Annotated in this window: 16 protein-coding genes; 5 read left to right on the top strand and 11 right to left on the bottom strand. The window is 63.5% G+C overall.

All coding sequences use genetic code 11. The annotated features are described in order from the left end of the window. Positions 1–13: 13 nt before the first annotated feature. A complete protein-coding gene (gene mscL, locus ACEN2S_RS06735) occupies positions 14–451 on the bottom strand; it encodes a large conductance mechanosensitive channel protein MscL (RefSeq protein WP_441864064.1) in 438 nt (145 codons plus the stop codon). Between the two features lie 125 nt (positions 452–576). Between mscL and ACEN2S_RS06730 the strand changes: the two genes are divergently transcribed. Further along, the gene (locus tag ACEN2S_RS06730; protein ID WP_441864062.1) at positions 577–1,272 is read left to right on the top strand and encodes a glutathione S-transferase family protein; all 696 of its coding nucleotides are present in this window, start codon (positions 577–579) and stop codon (positions 1,270–1,272) included. A gap of 116 nt (positions 1,273–1,388) precedes the next feature. On the opposite strand, the gene pheT is transcribed toward ACEN2S_RS06730, so the two are convergent. From pheT to pyk, 7 genes are all read right to left on the bottom strand, one after another. Then, positions 1,389–3,797: a phenylalanine--tRNA ligase subunit beta gene (pheT, locus tag ACEN2S_RS06725; protein ID WP_441864059.1), complete on the bottom strand. Its 2,409-nt coding sequence runs from the start codon at positions 3,795–3,797 to the stop codon at positions 1,389–1,391. Continuing rightward, entirely contained in the window at positions 3,794–4,102 is a 309-nt protein-coding gene (locus tag ACEN2S_RS06720) for a hypothetical protein (RefSeq protein ID WP_441864056.1), read from the bottom strand. The genes pheT and ACEN2S_RS06720 overlap by 4 nt, the downstream gene beginning before the upstream one ends. Further along, a complete protein-coding gene (pheS, locus tag ACEN2S_RS06715; protein ID WP_441864054.1) occupies positions 4,099–5,178 on the bottom strand; it encodes a phenylalanine--tRNA ligase subunit alpha in 1,080 nt (359 codons plus the stop codon). The genes ACEN2S_RS06720 and pheS overlap by 4 nt, the downstream gene beginning before the upstream one ends. Positions 5,179–5,326: 148 nt before the next feature. Beyond that, entirely contained in the window at positions 5,327–5,698 is a 372-nt protein-coding gene (gene rplT, locus ACEN2S_RS06710; RefSeq protein WP_441864051.1) for a 50S ribosomal protein L20, read from the bottom strand. Between the two features lie 17 nt (positions 5,699–5,715). After that, positions 5,716–5,916 carry a 50S ribosomal protein L35 gene (gene rpmI / locus ACEN2S_RS06705; protein WP_441864048.1) on the bottom strand — a complete coding sequence of 67 codons (201 nt, stop codon included), beginning with the start codon at positions 5,914–5,916 and terminating at the stop codon, positions 5,716–5,718. Positions 5,917–6,060: 144 nt separating this feature from the next. After that, positions 6,061–6,288: a hypothetical protein gene (locus ACEN2S_RS06700; RefSeq protein WP_441864045.1), complete on the bottom strand. Its 228-nt coding sequence runs from the start codon at positions 6,286–6,288 to the stop codon at positions 6,061–6,063. A 38-nt stretch (positions 6,289–6,326) separates the two neighbouring features. Then, positions 6,327–7,772: a pyruvate kinase gene (gene pyk / locus ACEN2S_RS06695; protein WP_441864042.1), complete on the bottom strand. Its 1,446-nt coding sequence runs from the start codon at positions 7,770–7,772 to the stop codon at positions 6,327–6,329. Positions 7,773–7,904: 132 nt separating this feature from the next. Here pyk and ACEN2S_RS06690 point away from each other — a divergent pair, with 132 nt between their 5' ends. Together ACEN2S_RS06690 and ACEN2S_RS06685 are read left to right on the top strand one after the other, a co-directional pair. Further along, entirely contained in the window at positions 7,905–8,645 is a 741-nt protein-coding gene (locus tag ACEN2S_RS06690; protein ID WP_441864039.1) for an N-formylglutamate amidohydrolase, read from the top strand. A 176-nt stretch (positions 8,646–8,821) separates the two neighbouring features. After that, positions 8,822–10,564, top strand: coding sequence for a calcium-binding protein (locus ACEN2S_RS06685; RefSeq protein ID WP_441864036.1), 1,743 nt, complete (start codon positions 8,822–8,824; stop codon positions 10,562–10,564). 69 nt (positions 10,565–10,633) lie between these two features. On the opposite strand, the gene ACEN2S_RS06680 is transcribed toward ACEN2S_RS06685, so the two are convergent. The 3 genes from ACEN2S_RS06680 to dgcN form a co-directional block, all read right to left on the bottom strand. After that, the gene (locus ACEN2S_RS06680) at positions 10,634–11,497 is read right to left on the bottom strand and encodes a D-amino-acid transaminase (protein WP_441864033.1); all 864 of its coding nucleotides are present in this window, start codon (positions 11,495–11,497) and stop codon (positions 10,634–10,636) included. A 10-nt stretch (positions 11,498–11,507) separates the two neighbouring features. After that, the gene (gene dgcA / locus ACEN2S_RS06675; RefSeq protein ID WP_441864030.1) at positions 11,508–12,470 is read right to left on the bottom strand and encodes an N-acetyl-D-Glu racemase DgcA; all 963 of its coding nucleotides are present in this window, start codon (positions 12,468–12,470) and stop codon (positions 11,508–11,510) included. A gap of 64 nt (positions 12,471–12,534) precedes the next feature. Further along, positions 12,535–13,536 carry an N-acetyltransferase DgcN gene (dgcN, locus tag ACEN2S_RS06670; RefSeq protein WP_441864742.1) on the bottom strand — a complete coding sequence of 334 codons (1,002 nt, stop codon included), beginning with the start codon at positions 13,534–13,536 and terminating at the stop codon, positions 12,535–12,537. A 293-nt stretch (positions 13,537–13,829) separates the two neighbouring features. Here dgcN and ACEN2S_RS06665 point away from each other — a divergent pair, with 293 nt between their 5' ends. Together ACEN2S_RS06665 and ACEN2S_RS06660 are read left to right on the top strand one after the other, a co-directional pair. Next, on the top strand, positions 13,830–14,786 hold the full coding sequence (locus tag ACEN2S_RS06665) for an L-malyl-CoA/beta-methylmalyl-CoA lyase (protein ID WP_441864027.1): 957 nt from the start codon (positions 13,830–13,832) through the stop codon (positions 14,784–14,786). 502 nt (positions 14,787–15,288) lie between these two features. Next, a complete protein-coding gene (locus tag ACEN2S_RS06660) occupies positions 15,289–16,248 on the top strand; it encodes an acetyl-CoA carboxylase carboxyltransferase subunit alpha (protein WP_441864024.1) in 960 nt (319 codons plus the stop codon). Positions 16,249–16,252: the final 4 nt, after the last annotated feature.

Here is a 16,252-nt window from a genome sequence, read left to right as displayed (position 1 = left end):
CCTCTGGGGCCCGTCAGCCCTTTTGCGCCAAAAGCGCGTCGCGGATCTGGATCAGCAGTTCTTCCTGCGTCGGGCCTTTGGGCGCAGCGGCGGCCTCTTCGACCTTTTCCTTGCGGACCGCAGCCTCTTTGACGCGGTTCACACCCTTCACCATCATGAAGACGACAAAGGCGACGATCAGGAAATTGATCACCGCCGTCAGGAACGACCCATAGGCAAAAACCGGCGCCCCGGCATCGCGCGCCTCGGTCAGGCTGGTGTAGACGCCATCGCCCAGGTTGACGAAGAGGTTCGAAAAATCGACGCCGCCGGTGATGACGCCGATGATCGGGTTGATCAGATCGGCCACCATCGAGGTGACGATGGCGGTGAAGGCCGCACCGATGATGATACCGACGGCCATATCCATGACATTGCCCTTGGCAATGAAGTTTCTGAATTCTTTCAGCATTGCTGTCCCCACACTACAATTGTCCCTGACGGGATCGCACAATCTTTACCACGCTGGCGCACAAAGGGGAGCCTTTTCAATGCGCCGGGTTTCGGCTTTGCTGGCCCCCTTACAGGAGGACTGCCATGCAAGACCTTTCCGATTTCCCGATCACCCGCCGCTGGCCCGCCAAAGACCCTTCGGTGATCCAGCTCTATTCGCTGCCCACGCCGAACGGGGTGAAAATCTCGATCGCGCTGGAAGAAATGGGCCTCGCCTATGAGCCGCATCTGGTCAACTTTGCGACCAACGACCAGACGAGCCCGGAGTTTCTCTCGCTCAATCCCAACAACAAGATCCCGGCGATCATCGACCCGAACGGGCCGGACGGCGCACCGCTGCCCCTGTTTGAATCCGGCGCCATCCTTGTCTATCTGGCAGAAAAATCAGGCAAGCTGATGCCCGCCGCGCAGCGCTATGAAATCCTGCAATGGGTGATGTTCCAGATGGGCGGCCTCGGCCCGATGTTCGGGCAGCTCGGCTTTTTCCACCATTTCGCGGGCAAGGAGATCGAGGATCCGCGCCCGAAAGAGCGCTACCGCGCCGAAGCCGCCCGCCTGCTCAAGGTTCTCGACGGCGCGCTGGAAGGCAAAGACTGGCTCGCGGGGGACTATTCCATCGCCGATATCGCCATTGGTCCCTGGCTGAACACGCTCACCGGCTTTTACGGCGCGGGCGAGATCGTGGGCTTTGATGCGTTGAAAAACGTCCCCGCCTATCTCGCGCGCTTTCTGGCGCGTCCGGCAGTGCAGCGCGGCCTGAAAATTCCGGCGCGCGACTGAGGCTTGCTTCGGTAAAAATATCCCCGCCGGAGGCTCCTGTGGCAGACACAGGAGCCTCCGGCGGGGATATTTCAGATCAGGCAAAGGGGAGCGGTGGCGCCCCCCTCCGGCCGGTATCAGCTGCGCAGGGTGCCGCCCGAGGCCTTGGTGACCTTTTCCACGACCTTGGCCGAGACCGCGGCAATATCCGCCTCGGTCAGCGTCTTGTCGCGCGGCTGCAGACGCACGGTGAGGGCGATGGACTTTTTGCCAGCCCCCATCTGCGCCTCGGCCTTCTCGCCGGTGAACTGGTCAAAGACCCGCACCGTCTCGATCAGCGCCTTGTCGGCCCCGGCGGCGGCATTGACCAGCGTCAGCGCCTCGACCGTTTTGTCGACGACAAAGGCAAAATCACGCTCGACCGCCTGCAGATCCGAGAGACCCAGCGCCGGGCGGGTCGCCGATTTCGCCTTCGGGAAGGGCACGTTTTCCGGCAGGAGGGTGAAGGCCACCGCCGGGCCTTTCACGCCCATCTCGGCCAGCACTTTCGGATGCACTTCACCAAAGACGCAGAGGGTTTTCGGCCCCAAAGCCATCACCCCGGTCCGGCCCGGATGGAACCAGCCCGGCACCTTGCGGTTCATCTGCACCTTGGCGGGGGCACCGATGGCGGCCAGCACCGCCTCGGCATCGGCCTTGGCGTCGTAGATGTCCACCGGACGGCGGCTGCCAAAGGCATCGCGCGGCGCATTGGCGCCCACGAGAAGGCCCGCCGCCTGCAGATGCTGCTCGCCCGGCTCGCCGCCGTGGAAGGCGGGGCCGACCTCGAAGAGCGCCAGATCGGCAAAGCCGCGCGCCTGATTGCGGGCGGCCGCCTGCAGCAGGCCCGGCAGCAGATCGGGGCGCAGATGCGTCATCTCGCTGCTGATCGGGTTGTCGATGCGGGTGGCATCTTCGCCGCCGCCGAACATCGCCGCCGACCTGCTGTCGATGAAGCTGTAGGTGACGCATTCGTTGTAACCGAGCGCCGCCAGCGTCCGGCGCGCGGTCTTTTCGCGCATCTGCATCGGCGTCAGGATCGGGGCGGGCACACCGGTTTCGGGCCGCGCCAGAGGCCGCCCTTCCAGCTGGGTCAGCGAGGCGATGCGCGCCACCTCTTCCACCAGATCAGCCTCGCCCAGCACATCCGGTCGCCAACTCGGCGGCGTCGCCATGTCCCCCGCCAGTGTGAAGCCAAGGGCCTCCAGCGTGGCGCGTTGCGTGGCCTCGGGGATGTCCATCCCGACGAGTGAGATCACCCGCGCGGGGTTCAGACGATAGGCGCGAGTGGTGTCCGGCACGGCGCCGTCGGTCACAACCGCGGAGGCTTCACCGCCGCACAAATCAAGGATCATCTGCGTCGCCAGTTCCAGCCCCGGCAGCGTGAACTGCGGATCAACGCCGCGCTCAAAGCGGTAGCGGGCATCGGAGTTGATCTTCAGCGCGCGGCCCGTGGCGGCAATGGTGATCGGGTCCCAGAAGGCGGATTCCACAAAGACATCCACGGTTTCCGGCGTGCAGCCTGACAGCTCGCCGCCCATGATCCCGGCCAGGCTTTCCGGCCCCGCATCATCGGCAATCACCATCTGCCCCGCTTGCAGCGCATAGGTTTTGCCGTCGAGCGCCAGCAGGCTTTCGCCCGCAACCGCCGGACGCACCAGCAGATTGCCCTGCACCTTGGCCGCGTCAAAGACATGCAGCGGACGGTTCAGGTCATAGGTGAAATAGTTGGTGATATCGACCAGGGTCGAGATCGGACGCAGGCCAATGGCCTTCAGCCGCGCCTGCAGCCAGTCCGGGCTCGGCCCGTTGGTGACACCGCGGATCAGCCGCCCAGCGAAATAGGGGCAGCCCTTGTCCTTCAGCTCCGGCGCGATGCTGACGGTGATCGGCGAGGCATAGCCCCCCGGCACCGCCTCCACCTCCAGCGGTTTCAGCACGCCCAGACCCCGCGCCGCGAGGTCGCGGGCAATGCCGCGCACGCCGAGCGCATCGGGGCGGTTCGGGGTGATCTTGATGTAGATCATCGGATCGACGGTGCCGGGACGGTTCTCGGCCAACCAGTCGACAAACTTCTGCCCGACCTCACCCGAGGGCAGTTCGATGATGCCGTTATGCTCGTCCGACAGCTCCAGCTCGCGCTCCGAAGCCATCATGCCGTGGCTTTCGACGCCGCGGATCTTGCCGATGCCCAAAGTGACATCAATCCCCGGGACGTAATCGCCGGGTTTGCACAGGACCACGGTGATCCCCTCACGCGCGTTCGGCGCGCCGCAGACAATCTGCTTTTCGCCCTCATCGGTGAGCACTTTACAGACCCGCAGCTTATCCGCATCGGGGTGCTTTTCCGCGTGCAGCACCTTGGCGATGGTGAACGGCGCCAGCTTCGAGGCGGGGTCAAAGACCTCCTCCACCTCAAGACCCAGATCGGTCAGGGCATAGAGAATATCGTCAAGGCTCGCCTCGGTCTCGAGGTGGTCTTTCAGCCAAGAGAGAGTGAATTTCATAATCTATTCTCCATTCCCGGAGTGTTTTCCAAGCGCTCGATGGCTGCATCATTGCAAGCCACGACATAAACGCCATTCGAGATTTCAATAACCGCGATGCGGATCATTTGGGAACCTGCGCTGACCAGAAAGACGGGAACCGGCCTTTCGATACCGGCAAGTGCTACGTCCCCGCAATGTGGCGCATCGCCCGGAATGTCCCGCAGCGGATCGAGGCCCAAAATCGTGACCTGCTGGTGCTCGGAAACGCACACATAAGGCCACCCGCAGGGGCCGAGTGCGGCGCTTTCGACAGCTAAGCTCACTTATTCAGCCCCCCATGCACCGTCGGCATGTCCAAGGCGGCAAAGCCGTAATGGCGCAGCCAGCGCAGGTCGCTCTCAAAGAAGGCGCGCAGGTCGGGGATGCCGTATTTCAGCATGGCCAGACGGTCGATGCCCATGCCAAAGGCAAAGCCCTGATATTCCTCGGGATCCACCCCGGCTGCTTTCAGCACTTTCGGGTGCACCATGCCCGAGCCCAGCACTTCCATCCAGCCGTCGCCCTCGCCGATACGCAGCTGGCCGTCGATCCAGGAACACTGGATATCAACCTCGGCCGAGGGCTCGGTGAAGGGGAAATGGCTGGCGCGGAAGCGGGTTTTCACCTTGATGCCGAAGAAGGCGGTGAAGAATTCCTCCAGCACCCATTTCAGATTGGCCATCGAGATGTCCTTGCCAATGGCGAGGCCCTCGATCTGGTGGAACATCGGCGTATGCGTCTGGTCCATATCCATGCGGTAGACGCGGCCCGGCGCGATCACGCGGATCGGCGCGCCCTGCTCGGTCATCGAACGGATCTGCACCGGCGAGGTATGGGTGCGCAAAACATGCGGCGGGCGGTCGTCGCCTTCCGCGCGGTTCATGAAGAACGTGTCATGTTCCTGCCGCGCGGGGTGCTCCGGCGGGATGTTCAGCGCGTCAAAGTTGAACCAGTCGCTTTCCACCTGCGGGCCTTCGGCCACGGCAAAGCCCATATCGGCAAAGATCGCGGTGACCTCTTCCATCACCTGGCTGACCGGGTGGATGCTGCCCTGGCGCAGCGGGCGGCCCGGCAGCGTCACATCCAGCCACTCGGTCGCGAGACGGGCGTTCAGCGCCGCATCGGCCATCGCGGTTTTCGCGGCACGAAGCGCGGTGTCGATGTCATCCTTCAGCCGGTTCAGCGCGGCGCCGGTGCTGGTACGTTCCTCGGGCGTCATCTTGCCCAGTTCGCGCATCATCAGGCTGATTTCGCCCTTCTTGCCCAAAGCGGCCAGCCGCAGCTCCTCCAGCGCCGCCTCATCCGAGGCCGCCGCGATACCGTCGAGATATTTCGTCTTGAGCGCGTCGAGATCCGCCATCACACCGTCTCCGTAAGTTGCGCCCCCGGGGTTAGCCATGAGGGGCGCGAAATGCAAGCCGGGCACGGCAAAGCCACCCCCCGGAAAAGAAAAACCCCGCGAAAGGCCTCGGCCTCGCGCGGGGTTCATGTGCTACCCGGTTAGGGGATTATGCAGCAGCTGCCAGCGCGGCCTTCGCCTGATCGACGATGGCGTTAAACGCGTCCGGCTCGTGCACGGCCAGATCGGCCAGGACTTTACGGTCCACTTCAATGCCGGCGGTGGCCAGAGCATTGATGAAGCGCGAGTAGGTCATTTCGGCATCATAGGCACGCACGGCGGCGTTGATCCGTTGGATCCACAGCGCGCGGAAGTTACGCTTGCGGGCCTTACGGTCCCGGGTCGCGTATTGCATTGCCTTGTCGACGGCTTGCGTCGCGGTGCGGAAATTGCGCGAACGGGCGCTGTAGTAGCCTTTCGCTTTCTTGATCACCTTGCGGTGCGAAGCGTGGGTGACTTTACCAGATTTAACGCGGGACATTGTTCAGTCTCCTCAGCTCAGCGGTCGTACGGCATGTATTTTTTGACGATTTTGGCGTCGCTATCGCAGAGCACCATCGTCCCACGGGCGTCACGAATGAATTTCGTGGTACGCTTGATCATGCCGTGGCGTTTGCCGGCCGGGCCGGACTTCACTTTGCCGGAGGCAGTGAACGAAAACCGCTTTTTGGCAGCGGACTTGGTCTTCATCTTGGGCATTTCCATCTCCTCTTTCGAGTTTGGTTTACGCGCGACTCGGCATGCCACTTTGGCCGGACGTGCGGGCTATAGAGCGCGCCGTATAGGCGGGCGGGCGGGGATTGGCAAGGGGCTTTTCGCAGGGATTGGCGCGCGGATGGCGCCCTAGCCGTGCAGGAAACGCCCGATGACCCGGGTGAAGACTTCGGGCACCTGATGCACCGAGTAGCCGCCGGGTTTCGACAGGAAGGCGAGCAGGATAAAGCCGCCGCCCAACATGATGACGATGGCAGCCGACCGCGGGGGCCGGCTGTCAGAAATCGCGGAAATCACGGCAGGAATCGCCAAAGCAGCGATCAACAGGCCCAGAACCAGAAACAAATCACTATCCATACAGTCCTGAGACCTTCTGCCACCCGCTCCGTCGCAGATTATTCCGGGTCAGTGCGGAAAATCAACCGCTCGTCGCAGGGCGCCACGCGCAGGATGTTGGTGGTGCCTTCGACATTGAAGGGCACACCGGCGGTGACGACGATCTGGTTGGTCTCATCGGCAAAGCCGTGTTCGCGCGCCGCACGGGCCGCATTGACCACGGCCTCCTTGAAGCGCTCGACCTGCCCGGTTTTCACGTTGTGCACACCCCAGGTCAGGCAGAGCTTGCGCAGCGTGCCATCAAGCGGCGAGAGCGCGATGATCGGCACCCGCGGCCGTTCCCGCGCGACCAGCGCGACGGTCTTGCCGGTCTGCGTGTAGCAGCAGATCGCCTTGATCGCAGTGGTTTCCGCGATTTCGCGCGCCGCGGACACGATGCCATCGGCCACGGTCTCCCGACGGCCGCCCCGGCTCGCCTCGATCACCTCGCGGTAGGTCGGATCGCTCTCGACCGATTTGGCGACATTATCCATCGTGGCCACGGCTTCAATCGGGTATTTGCCCGCCGCCGATTCCGCCGAGAGCATGACCGCATCGGCCCCCTCATAGATCGCCGTCGCCACGTCCGAGACTTCGGCGCGGGTCGGCATCGGGCTTTCGATCATCGATTCCAGCATCTGGGTGGCGACAATCACCGGCTTGGCCGCCGCGCGGCATTTGCGCACGAGACGTTTCTGGATCGGCGGCACCGAATGCACCGGAAGTTCAACCCCCAGATCGCCGCGGGCGACCATGATGCCGTCAGAGACCTTCAGGATCTCGTCAAAGGCTTTTACCGCTGCCGGTTTCTCGATCTTGGACAGGATCGAGGCGCGGCCTTTGGCCAAAGCGCGGGCCTCGGTCACATCTTCCGGGCGCTGCACGAAGGACAGCGCCAGCCAGTCGACGCCGAGTTCACAGGCGAATTCCAGATCCGAGCGGTCTTTGTCCGACAAAGCGGCCAACGGCAGCACCACGTCGGGCACGTTCACGCCCTTGCGGTTGGAAATCGTGCCCGGGATGGTGATCGTGCAATTGGCGAAATCGGGGCCGCAATCATCGACCACGGCACGGATCTTGCCGTCGTTGATCAGGAGCGAAGCGCCGGGCTCAAGTGCGGCAAAGATCTCGGGATGCGGCAGGTTCACGCGGGTGGCGTCACCCTCGGCCTTGTCGAGATCAAAGCGGAATTTCTGCCCCTCCACGAGGTCATGGCTGGGCGCGGTAAAGGTGCCCACGCGCAGTTTCGGCCCCTGAAGGTCGGCCAGAATGGCGATCGGGCGGCCGGTATCGGCCTCGATTTGCCGGATGATGTCGTGCCGCGCTTTTTGCTCGGCATGGGTGCCGTGGCTCATGTTCAGGCGGAAGACGTCGGCGCCCGCTTCAAACAGGGCGCGGATCATCTGGTAATCGCTGGATGCGGGGCCCAACGTGGCCACAATCTTGACATTGCGAAGGCGTCTCATGCTGCCTCAGTCTCCGTTTTGTTCATTTTCGTGGTGGGCCATCTTCTCTATGGCCGAATTTCCGCAACAGAGCAACTGGCGCATCTGGTTGCGCTATCGTAAATCGGTATCGGCCCCCGGCACGACAGGAGGATGACAGTGCAACCGTTTCATATCCTTGGCGCCGAGCGCCCCTCGCGCTGGCTGGTGACCTGCGATCACGCGACGAACCATGTGCCCGATTGGGTGAATGGCGGCGATCTGGGCATCGCCCGCGCCGATATGGAGCGCCACATCGCCTATGATGTCGGCGCGCTCGGGGTGGCCGAACATCTGGCCGATCTTCTGGACGCGCCGCTGGTCCGGTCAGATTTCTCACGGCTGGTCATTGACCCCAACCGCGGCGACGATGACCCGACTTTGGTGATGAAACTCTATGACGGCACGATGATCCCGGCCAACCGCCGCGTCGATGCCGCCGAGACCGAGCGCCGCCTGCAGGCGCTCTGGCGGCCCTATCACGCCGCGCTTGAGGCCACCGCCGCCCGCCGCCCCGACACGGTGATCTGCGCCATCCACTCCTACACCCCCTGCCTGCGCGGCCGCGCGCCGCGCCCCTGGGAAGTGGCCGTGCTCCACTCGCACAAGGACTCGCGTCTGGCGCTGCCGCTGATTGCCGCGCTGCGCGAGGAAGGGCTGATCACCGGCGACAATGAGCCCTATGACGGCCACCTCGACGGAGATTCCATCGACCTGCATGCCCTGCAAAAAGGCCGCCCGAACGTGCTGATCGAGGTCCGCAACGATCTGATCGGCACCCCGGAGGGGCAACACGCCTGGGCCGCGCGCCTCGCGCCGATTCTGCAGCGCGTTCTGGCGGCCAGCGGGCTGTAAATTTCGGCCCCGCATTCGGATGCCCGTCACGGCCAATCTCACGTCGGCCGACGCATTGATGATACCCGGGAAACAGTGGTCGCAATAACGCGGGGCCGCAGGCAAATCCCGTTGACGGCACTCTCACTTTATTGCGATTTTACCGAAGGTTAAAAAAGTATTGATGAGGGTATTTGATGCTGATGTTCTTGCTTCCCCTGCTGGGGATTGGCTTGCTGGCGGCTGCGGTCGGCGGCGACGGCGGATCGGACGATACGGACGCCCCTGGCACCGAGGGCAATGACACCCTCGAGGGCACCGGCGGCAACGACACCCTTTCCGGTCTTGGCGGGGATGACGAGATTTACGGTATCGGCGGCAATGACCTTATCGACGGCGGCGCCGGGGACGACGCTGTCTCGGCAGGCGCCGGGAACGACACCGTCTCGGGTGGCGCTGGTGACGACATCCTGCTGGGAGATGCCGGCAACGATTTGATGCGTGGCGGCGCCGGGTCCGATCTGATGTATGGTGGTACCGGATCGGATACGGTCTATGCGGGTTCCGGCGCCGATGAGGTCGCGGGCGGACGCGGCGATGACCGGGTCTTTCTGGACGGCGGCGACGATTATTACGGCGTTCTGGCCCCGGACCCGGCGGCGGGCTATGTCGATGCCGATTTCACCGGAGGCAACGATCTGGTGCGTGGCGGCGACGGCAATGATGTCATTGTCGATGCCCATGGCAGCGACACGCTTTGGGGCGACCTCGGGAATGACACGCTGAACGCGGTGGACGACCCGGCCAGCCCCGGCGCCGATCTGCTGAACGGCGGCTTTGGTGCCGATACCCTGATCGGCGACGATGGCGACACGCTCACGGGCGGCGCGGGCAATGACGGTTTCTTCATCGACTGGCAGCAGGGCGACACGCCGGTGGTGGTGACCGACTTCCTCAGCAACACCAATGCGGTTGAAAACGACCTGTCGTCCCCTGAAACCCTGAACGTCTACGTGGACCATTGGAGCAGCGCACAGCGCTTTACGCTGGATGACAGCGAGGACGGGGTGTCGGTGCAGATCGACGGCGAGCAGGTGGCCCTGCTGAACGGCGTCACGGTGAATGATCTGTCACCAGACTCGGTGATGGTCTACGACGCCAGCACCAACACCTACATTGCCCCTTGGGATCCAGTTCATAACCTGAACGGCACCAGCGGCAATGACGTGATGACCGGCACCGAGGGGAATGACACGATCTCCAGCTGGCTTGGCCGCGACACGATCTCCGGTCTGGGCGGCGATGACGTGCTTTCGGGCGGGTATAATGCGGACACGCTGCTGGGCGGCGACGGGAACGACTCCCTCAACGGCGATGCGCAGAACGACTATCTCGATGGCGGCACCGGAAATGACCTGATGTACGGCGGCGATGGCGATGACACGATGTTCGGCTCTGCGGGCGACGACTCGATGTCGGGCTTCAGTGGGAATGACCTCGTCGACGGCGGCACCGGCGATGACTACATCCTCGACCTGTCGGGCAACGACACGCTGATCGGCGGTGAGGGGAACGATGAGCTGAACAGCAAGGAGTTCCTGCCCGCCGCCGATGACACCGGCGATTCCCTTGATGGCGGGAATGGCAATGACTCGCTCTGGGGCGATGCCGGGGACACGATGACGGGCGGCGCGGGCGCGGATGAATTCCACATCTATGAACCGCAGATCGACGGGTCCTGGGCGCTGGTGACCGATTTCGACCCGGCCACCGATCAGCTGAGCCTGGAAAGCATGCCCGAAACGGCCACGCTGTCACTGGTGGCCACCAGCGACGGGCTGAGCACGCAGGTGCAGCTGGACGGCGAAACCTGGGTGGTGCTGAACGGGCTGACCCCGGATCAGCTGGACCCCGCAACGCTGCTGGCCCCCGCCGCCTGAACACGGCGCTGACAATGCAAAAGGCCCCGACCATCGGTCGGGGCCTTTCTCGTTCAAACCTTCCGCTGATCAGATCGCGGTCTTGCGGCTCTCGTCCAGATAGATCTCGCGCAGGCGGGTGGCCACCGGCCCCACCTTGCCCTCCGACAGCGCCACGCCGTCGATCTCGACCACCGGCATCACAAAGGCCGAGGCCGAGGTAAAGAACGCCTCATCCGCCGCCTGCGCTTCGGCGATGGTAAAGGCGCGCTCGACCACTTCCATCTGCGCTTCCGCCGCATAGCGCAGCACGGCCGCGCGGGTGATCCCGTGCAGGATGTCCTGCGACAGCTGGCGGGTGATGATCTTGCCGTCCTTGACGATATAGACGTTGTTCGAAGTGCCCTCGGTCACAAAGCCGTCTTCCACCATCCAGGCGTCATCGGCACCCGCCTTTTTCGCCATCATCTTGCCCATCGAGGGATAGAGCAGTTGCACCGTCTTGATGTCGCGGCGGCCCCAGCGGATATCCTCGATCGAAATGACCTTGATGCCCTTTTTCGCCACCGGATTATCGGCCAGACCCGGCTTGGACTGGGTGAACAGCACGAGGGTCGAGGGCGTCGCCGCCGGATCGGGGAAGGCGAAATCACGGTCGCCCGGATTGCCACGGGTGACCTGCAGATAGATCATCCCCTCCACCAGCTCGTTGCGCGCCACCAATTCGCGGTGAATCGTCAGCAGCTCGTCCATCGTCACCGGCAGCGCCATGTCCAGCTCGCGCAACGAGCGCTCCAGCCGGGCCGAATGGCCGGGGAATTCCAGGATCTTGCCATCCAGAACCGACGTCACCTCATAAACGCCATCGGCCATCAGGAAGCCACGGTCAAAGATCGACACGGTCGCTTCTTCTTCCGGCAGATAATTCCCGTTCACATAGACAATCCGGCTCATTGCTTCTTCCTCATCCCCATAGCGCCGCATCCGGCGGATAGACCTGCCCCGCGTCATAGCGAAGCGGGTTTTCCCGGTCTTCTGCCAGAAGCAGCGGCCCGTCAAGATCGGTAAAGGCCGCACCCTGCGCCACCAGCACCGCCGGTGCCATCGCGAGAGACGAGCCGACCATGCAGCCGACCATCACACCATAGCCCTCGGCCCGGGCCAGATCGCGCAGGGCCAGCGCCTCGGTCAGGCCGCCGGTCTTGTCCAGCTTGATGTTGATCATGTCGTATTTGCCGCGCAGATCGGCAAGGCTCGCGCGGTCATGGCAGCTTTCATCGGCGCAGACCGGCAGGGGGCGGGCAATCTCGCGCAGGATCTGATCGGCGGCGGCGGGCATCGGCTGCTCGACCAGCGCCACGCCGAGGCGCAAAAGATGCGGTGCCAGCTCCTGATAGACATCGACGCACCAACCTTCATTGGCATCGACGATGATCTTCGGTTTCGGCGCGCCCGCCCGTACCGCCTCCAGCCGCGGCATGTCATCGGGGGTGCCCAGCTTGATTTTCAGGATCGGGCGATGGGCATGGCGGGCCGCTGCCGCCCGCATCGCCTCGGGCGTATCAAGCGACAGGGTAAAGGCGGTGGTCTCGGGCCCCGGGACCGGCAACCCCGCCAGTTCCCAGACCCGTTTGCCCGCCTGCTTCGCCGCCAGATCCCAGAGCGCACAATCCACCGCGTTGCGGGCGGCCCCGGCGGGCAGCGCCTCCTGCAATTCGGCACGGCTGATGTCATTCGGCAGGCTCTCGATCTGCGCGCGCACCGACTCGAGGGTTTCGCCATAGCGGGCATAGGGCACGCATTCACCCCAGCCCGTGTGCCCGCGATGGCTGATCTTTACCGTCACCACCCGCGCCTCTGTGCGCGAGCCGCGCGAGATGGTGAACACCTCGGCCAGTCGGAAGGTGTCATCGGTTACGGTGATCATCGGGGCCTCCTGTCGGTCTTGCCCGCCCGGAATGCCCGGGCAGGTCATGGTTCAGCCAAGGCTGTCAGATCGCGGCCAGCGCGTCGACCAGTTTCCCGGCACCAAAGCGGAACGGATCAGTGGCGGGCAGGCCCAATTGCCCCTCCAGCGCCTGCAGATAGGCCAGCGCCTCCGCCTCGCCCATATGCTGGGTATTGACCGAGATACCCACCACTTCGCAGGCCGGATTGCCCACCCGCGCCAGCAAGAGCGCCACATCGCGCAGGCTTTGCAGCGTGGGCGGCGTGTAGTCCGGCAGCCCCCGCATATGCGGCCGCGTCGGCTCGTGGCACAGCACCAAGGCATCCGGCTGGCCGCCATGCACCAACGCCAAAGTCACCCCGGAATAAGAGATGTGGAACAGGCTGCCCTGCCCCTCGATCAAATCCCAGTGATCGGGGTCATTGTCCGGCGTCAGCCACTCAATTGAGCCCGCCATGAAATCGGCAACCACCGCATCCAGCGGCACGCCATTGCCGGTGATCAGAATGCCGGTCTGCCCCGTCGCGCGGAACGTCGCCTTCATCTCGCGCGCCCGCATTTCCTTTTCCATGCAAAGCGCGGTGTACATCTTGCCAACCGAACAATCGGTGCCCACGGCCAGCATCCGCTTGCCGCTGCGCTTTTTGCCATTCGCAATCGGGTAATCCACCTCGGGCACCCGCACATCATGCAGCTTTCGGCCAAAGGCGAGCGCCGCTTCCACCAGAACCGGCTCATCCTTCAGAAGGTTGTGCAGGCCGGAGGCCAGATCAAACCCCTCGGCCAGGGCCTCGACCAGCACCTTGACCCAGCTTTCCGAGATCACCCCGCCGCGGTTGGCCACGCCGACCACCAGCGTCTTGCAGCCCGCCGCCTTGGCCTCGGCCAGCGTCATGTCCTGCAGCCCCATATCCGCCTTGCAGCCCGGCATGCGGAACTGCCCCAGCGCGAATTCCGGGCGCCAGTCTTTGATCCCCTGCGCGACCTTGGCCGCAAGCGCATCGGGGGCGTCGCCGAGAAACAGAAGATAGGGCGTGTCGATCAGGGCCATGGGAAAACTCCTTTGGTTACCCCTCGAACGATACCGCGTTGCGGCGGGATTTCATTTGAAATTTACCGCCCCCGGCAAGAACCTGCGCAACTTTCACAGGAGTATGGCATCATTTGCCGAAGATATTCCCATTCAACTTCGCCATCTCACAAGAAACGCGATGCAAACGTGACCTTGCCGCAAGAAACCGTCGATTTCTGCACATGCGAAAGGAAGCTTGAAATTTATCGCGCAACATTATATCAACACCAGACAAATTTCAGACATATCCTTGCGAAGGGCCTGATATGAGCTTTCGTCTGCAACCCGCCCAGCCCGCCCGTCCGAACCGTTGCCAGCTGTTTGGCCCCGGCTCGCGCCCGGCGATCTTTGAGAAGATGGCAGCCTCCGCCGCGGATGTGATCAACCTCGACCTCGAAGATTCGGTCGCGCCGAACGACAAGGCAGAGGCGCGCGCCAACATCATCAAGGCGACTCACGAGGTGGATTGGGGCTCAAAATACCTCAGCGTGCGAATCAACGGGCTGGATACGCCCTATTGGTACCGTGACGTGGTCGACCTTTTGGAGTTGGGGTCCGAGCGGATCGACCAGATCATGATCCCGAAAGTCGGCTGCGCCGCCGATGTCTATACGGTTGACGCGCTGGTCACCGCGATCGAGGCGGCGATGGGCCGCAAGAAGCGCATCAGCCTGGAGGTGATCATCGAATCCGCCGCCGGTATCGCGCATGTCGAGGAGATCGCCGCCGCCTCGCCCCGGTTGCAAGCCATGAGTCTCGGCGCCGCCGACTTTGCGGCCTCCATGGGCATGGCCACCACAGGTATCGGTGGCACGCAAGAAAACTACTATATGCTGCGGGAAGGCGCGAAATACTGGTCTGATCCCTGGCATTGGGCGCAGGCCGCCATCGTCGCCGCCTGCCGCACACACGGGCTTTTGCCGGTCGACGGACCCTTCGGCGATTTCTCGGATGACGAGGGTTTCCGCGCACAAGCCCTGCGGTCTGCGACGCTGGGCATGGTCGGGAAATGGGCGATCCATCCGAAACAGATCACCCTCGCCAATGAGATTTTCACCCCGTCCGAGGCTGCGGTGACCGAAGCGCGCGAAATTCTGGCGGCGATGGAGAAAGCAAAATCCGAAGGCGCTGGCGCGACTGTTTACAAAGGCCGTCTGGTGGATATAGCCTCTGTCCGGCAAGCTGAGGTGATCGTGCGACAAGCAGAGATGATCTCGGGCTAAGAGCATCGCTATCCCGGAGCGGAAGGGAGGGGAGGCCCGTCCGCATGAGGGAAAGGTCACGCCCCGGTCGCAAGGCTGGGGCGTTACCGATTCCGGCACCCCACCGTCGCGCAAAATCGCCATTGCGAAAAACGACCGTCGCGCAAAATCCGGTGAACCGCCGCGCGGCGGATCTGCGTGCCGCTGCCTCGCGTCTCTTGAAAATCGTAACATGCTGCAGCGCAGCACATCAAGGCCGCATTTCGCACCTGCAGCATTTCTGACGTCAGCGAGGCTGTGGCGGCAAGCGCGCCGCGTCGTGCCGGATGGCCCGGATGCCGCCGGGACATCCGGCCGGAAACCGCCCGCCCCGCGCCCTCCGGTGCGAAACCCGGAGGCGCCTCGTGCCAAACTCTCCGCCCGTTGAGCACCGGATCCGCCGTCAGGGCGCTTGCCGAGTTGCATTTGCCCGCCGTCCTCGTCATATAGTGCCAAGCCATAAAGGGCGCAGCCGGAGACTGACATGACCTATCTCGAATTCGAAAAGCCGCTGGCAGAGATCGAAGGCAAGGCCAATGAACTCAGAGCAATGGCGCGCGGCAATGCCGAGATGGACGTCGAGAAAGAAGCCGCTGGCCTCGACAAGAAAGCCTCGGACATGTTGCGCGACATGTACAAGGACCTCTCGCCCTGGCGCAAATGCCAGGTGGCGCGGCACCCTGACCGGCCGCATTGCAAAGATTACATCGATGCGTTGTTCACCGAATACACCCCGCTCGCCGGCGACCGGAACTTTGCCGATGACCATGCGGTCATGGGCGGTCTGGCGCGGCTGAACGATCAGCCGGTGGTGGTGATCGGCCATGAGAAGGGCCATGACACCAAGACCCGGATCGAGCGCAATTTCGGCATGGCCCGCCCCGAGGGCTACCGCAAGGCGATCCGTCTGATGGATCTGGCCGACCGTTTCAAACTGCCGGTGATCACCCTTGTTGACACGCCGGGTGCCTATCCCGGCAAAGGCGCGGAAGAGCGCGGCCAGTCCGAAGCCATCGCCCGTTCGACCGAGAAATGCCTGCAGATCGGCGTGCCGCTGATTTCGGTAGTGATCGGCGAGGGCGGCTCGGGCGGCGCGGTGGCCTTTGCCACGGCCGACCGTCTGGCGATGCTCGAGCATTCGATCTATTCGGTGATCTCGCCGGAGGGCTGCGCCTCGATCCTGTGGAAGGATGCCGAGAAGATGCGCGAAGCCGCCGAAGCGCTGCGCCTGACCGCGCAGGATCTGCTGAAGCTGGGCGTGATCGACCGCATCGTGAAAGAGCCGCTGGGCGGCGCACAGCGCGACCGCGCGGCGGCAATTGCGGCGGTGGGCAGCGAGATTTCGCTGCTGCTGAGCGAACTGTCCTCGAAAAAGCCTGCCGAGCTGATCAAGGCGCGGCGGCAGAAGTTTCTGGCAATGGGGTCAAAGGGCCTCGCGGCCTGACCCA

It is taken from the genome of Phaeovulum sp. W22_SRMD_FR3, from assembly GCF_052113705.1.
Lineage (GTDB): Bacteria > Pseudomonadota > Alphaproteobacteria > Rhodobacterales > Rhodobacteraceae > JBGQOG01.
This window is presented reverse-complemented; position numbering and strand designations above follow the sequence as displayed.

Bases quoted from the DNA above. Each gene is read 5' to 3' on its own strand.
- mscL (WP_441864064.1), bottom strand. From the start codon at position 451: ATGCTGAAAGAATTCAGAAACTTCATTGCCAAGGGCAATGTCATGGAT.
- ACEN2S_RS06730 (WP_441864062.1), top strand. From the start codon at position 577: ATGCAAGACCTTTCCGATTTCCCGATCACCCGCCGCTGGCCCGCCAAA.
- pheT (WP_441864059.1), bottom strand. From the start codon at position 3,797: ATGAAATTCACTCTCTCTTGGCTGAAAGACCACCTCGAGACCGAGGCG.
- pheS (WP_441864054.1), bottom strand. From the start codon at position 5,178: ATGGCGGATCTCGACGCGCTCAAGACGAAATATCTCGACGGTATCGCG.
- rplT (WP_441864051.1), bottom strand. From the start codon at position 5,698: ATGTCCCGCGTTAAATCTGGTAAAGTCACCCACGCTTCGCACCGCAAG.
- rpmI (WP_441864048.1), bottom strand. From the start codon at position 5,916: ATGCCCAAGATGAAGACCAAGTCCGCTGCCAAAAAGCGGTTTTCGTTC.
- ACEN2S_RS06700 (WP_441864045.1), bottom strand. From the start codon at position 6,288: ATGGATAGTGATTTGTTTCTGGTTCTGGGCCTGTTGATCGCTGCTTTG.
- pyk (WP_441864042.1), bottom strand. From the start codon at position 7,772: ATGAGACGCCTTCGCAATGTCAAGATTGTGGCCACGTTGGGCCCCGCA.
- ACEN2S_RS06690 (WP_441864039.1), top strand. From the start codon at position 7,905: ATGACAGTGCAACCGTTTCATATCCTTGGCGCCGAGCGCCCCTCGCGC.
- ACEN2S_RS06685 (WP_441864036.1), top strand. From the start codon at position 8,822: ATGCTGATGTTCTTGCTTCCCCTGCTGGGGATTGGCTTGCTGGCGGCT.
- ACEN2S_RS06680 (WP_441864033.1), bottom strand. From the start codon at position 11,497: ATGAGCCGGATTGTCTATGTGAACGGGAATTATCTGCCGGAAGAAGAA.
- dgcA (WP_441864030.1), bottom strand. From the start codon at position 12,470: ATGATCACCGTAACCGATGACACCTTCCGACTGGCCGAGGTGTTCACC.
- ACEN2S_RS06665 (WP_441864027.1), top strand. From the start codon at position 13,830: ATGAGCTTTCGTCTGCAACCCGCCCAGCCCGCCCGTCCGAACCGTTGC.
- ACEN2S_RS06660 (WP_441864024.1), top strand. From the start codon at position 15,289: ATGACCTATCTCGAATTCGAAAAGCCGCTGGCAGAGATCGAAGGCAAG.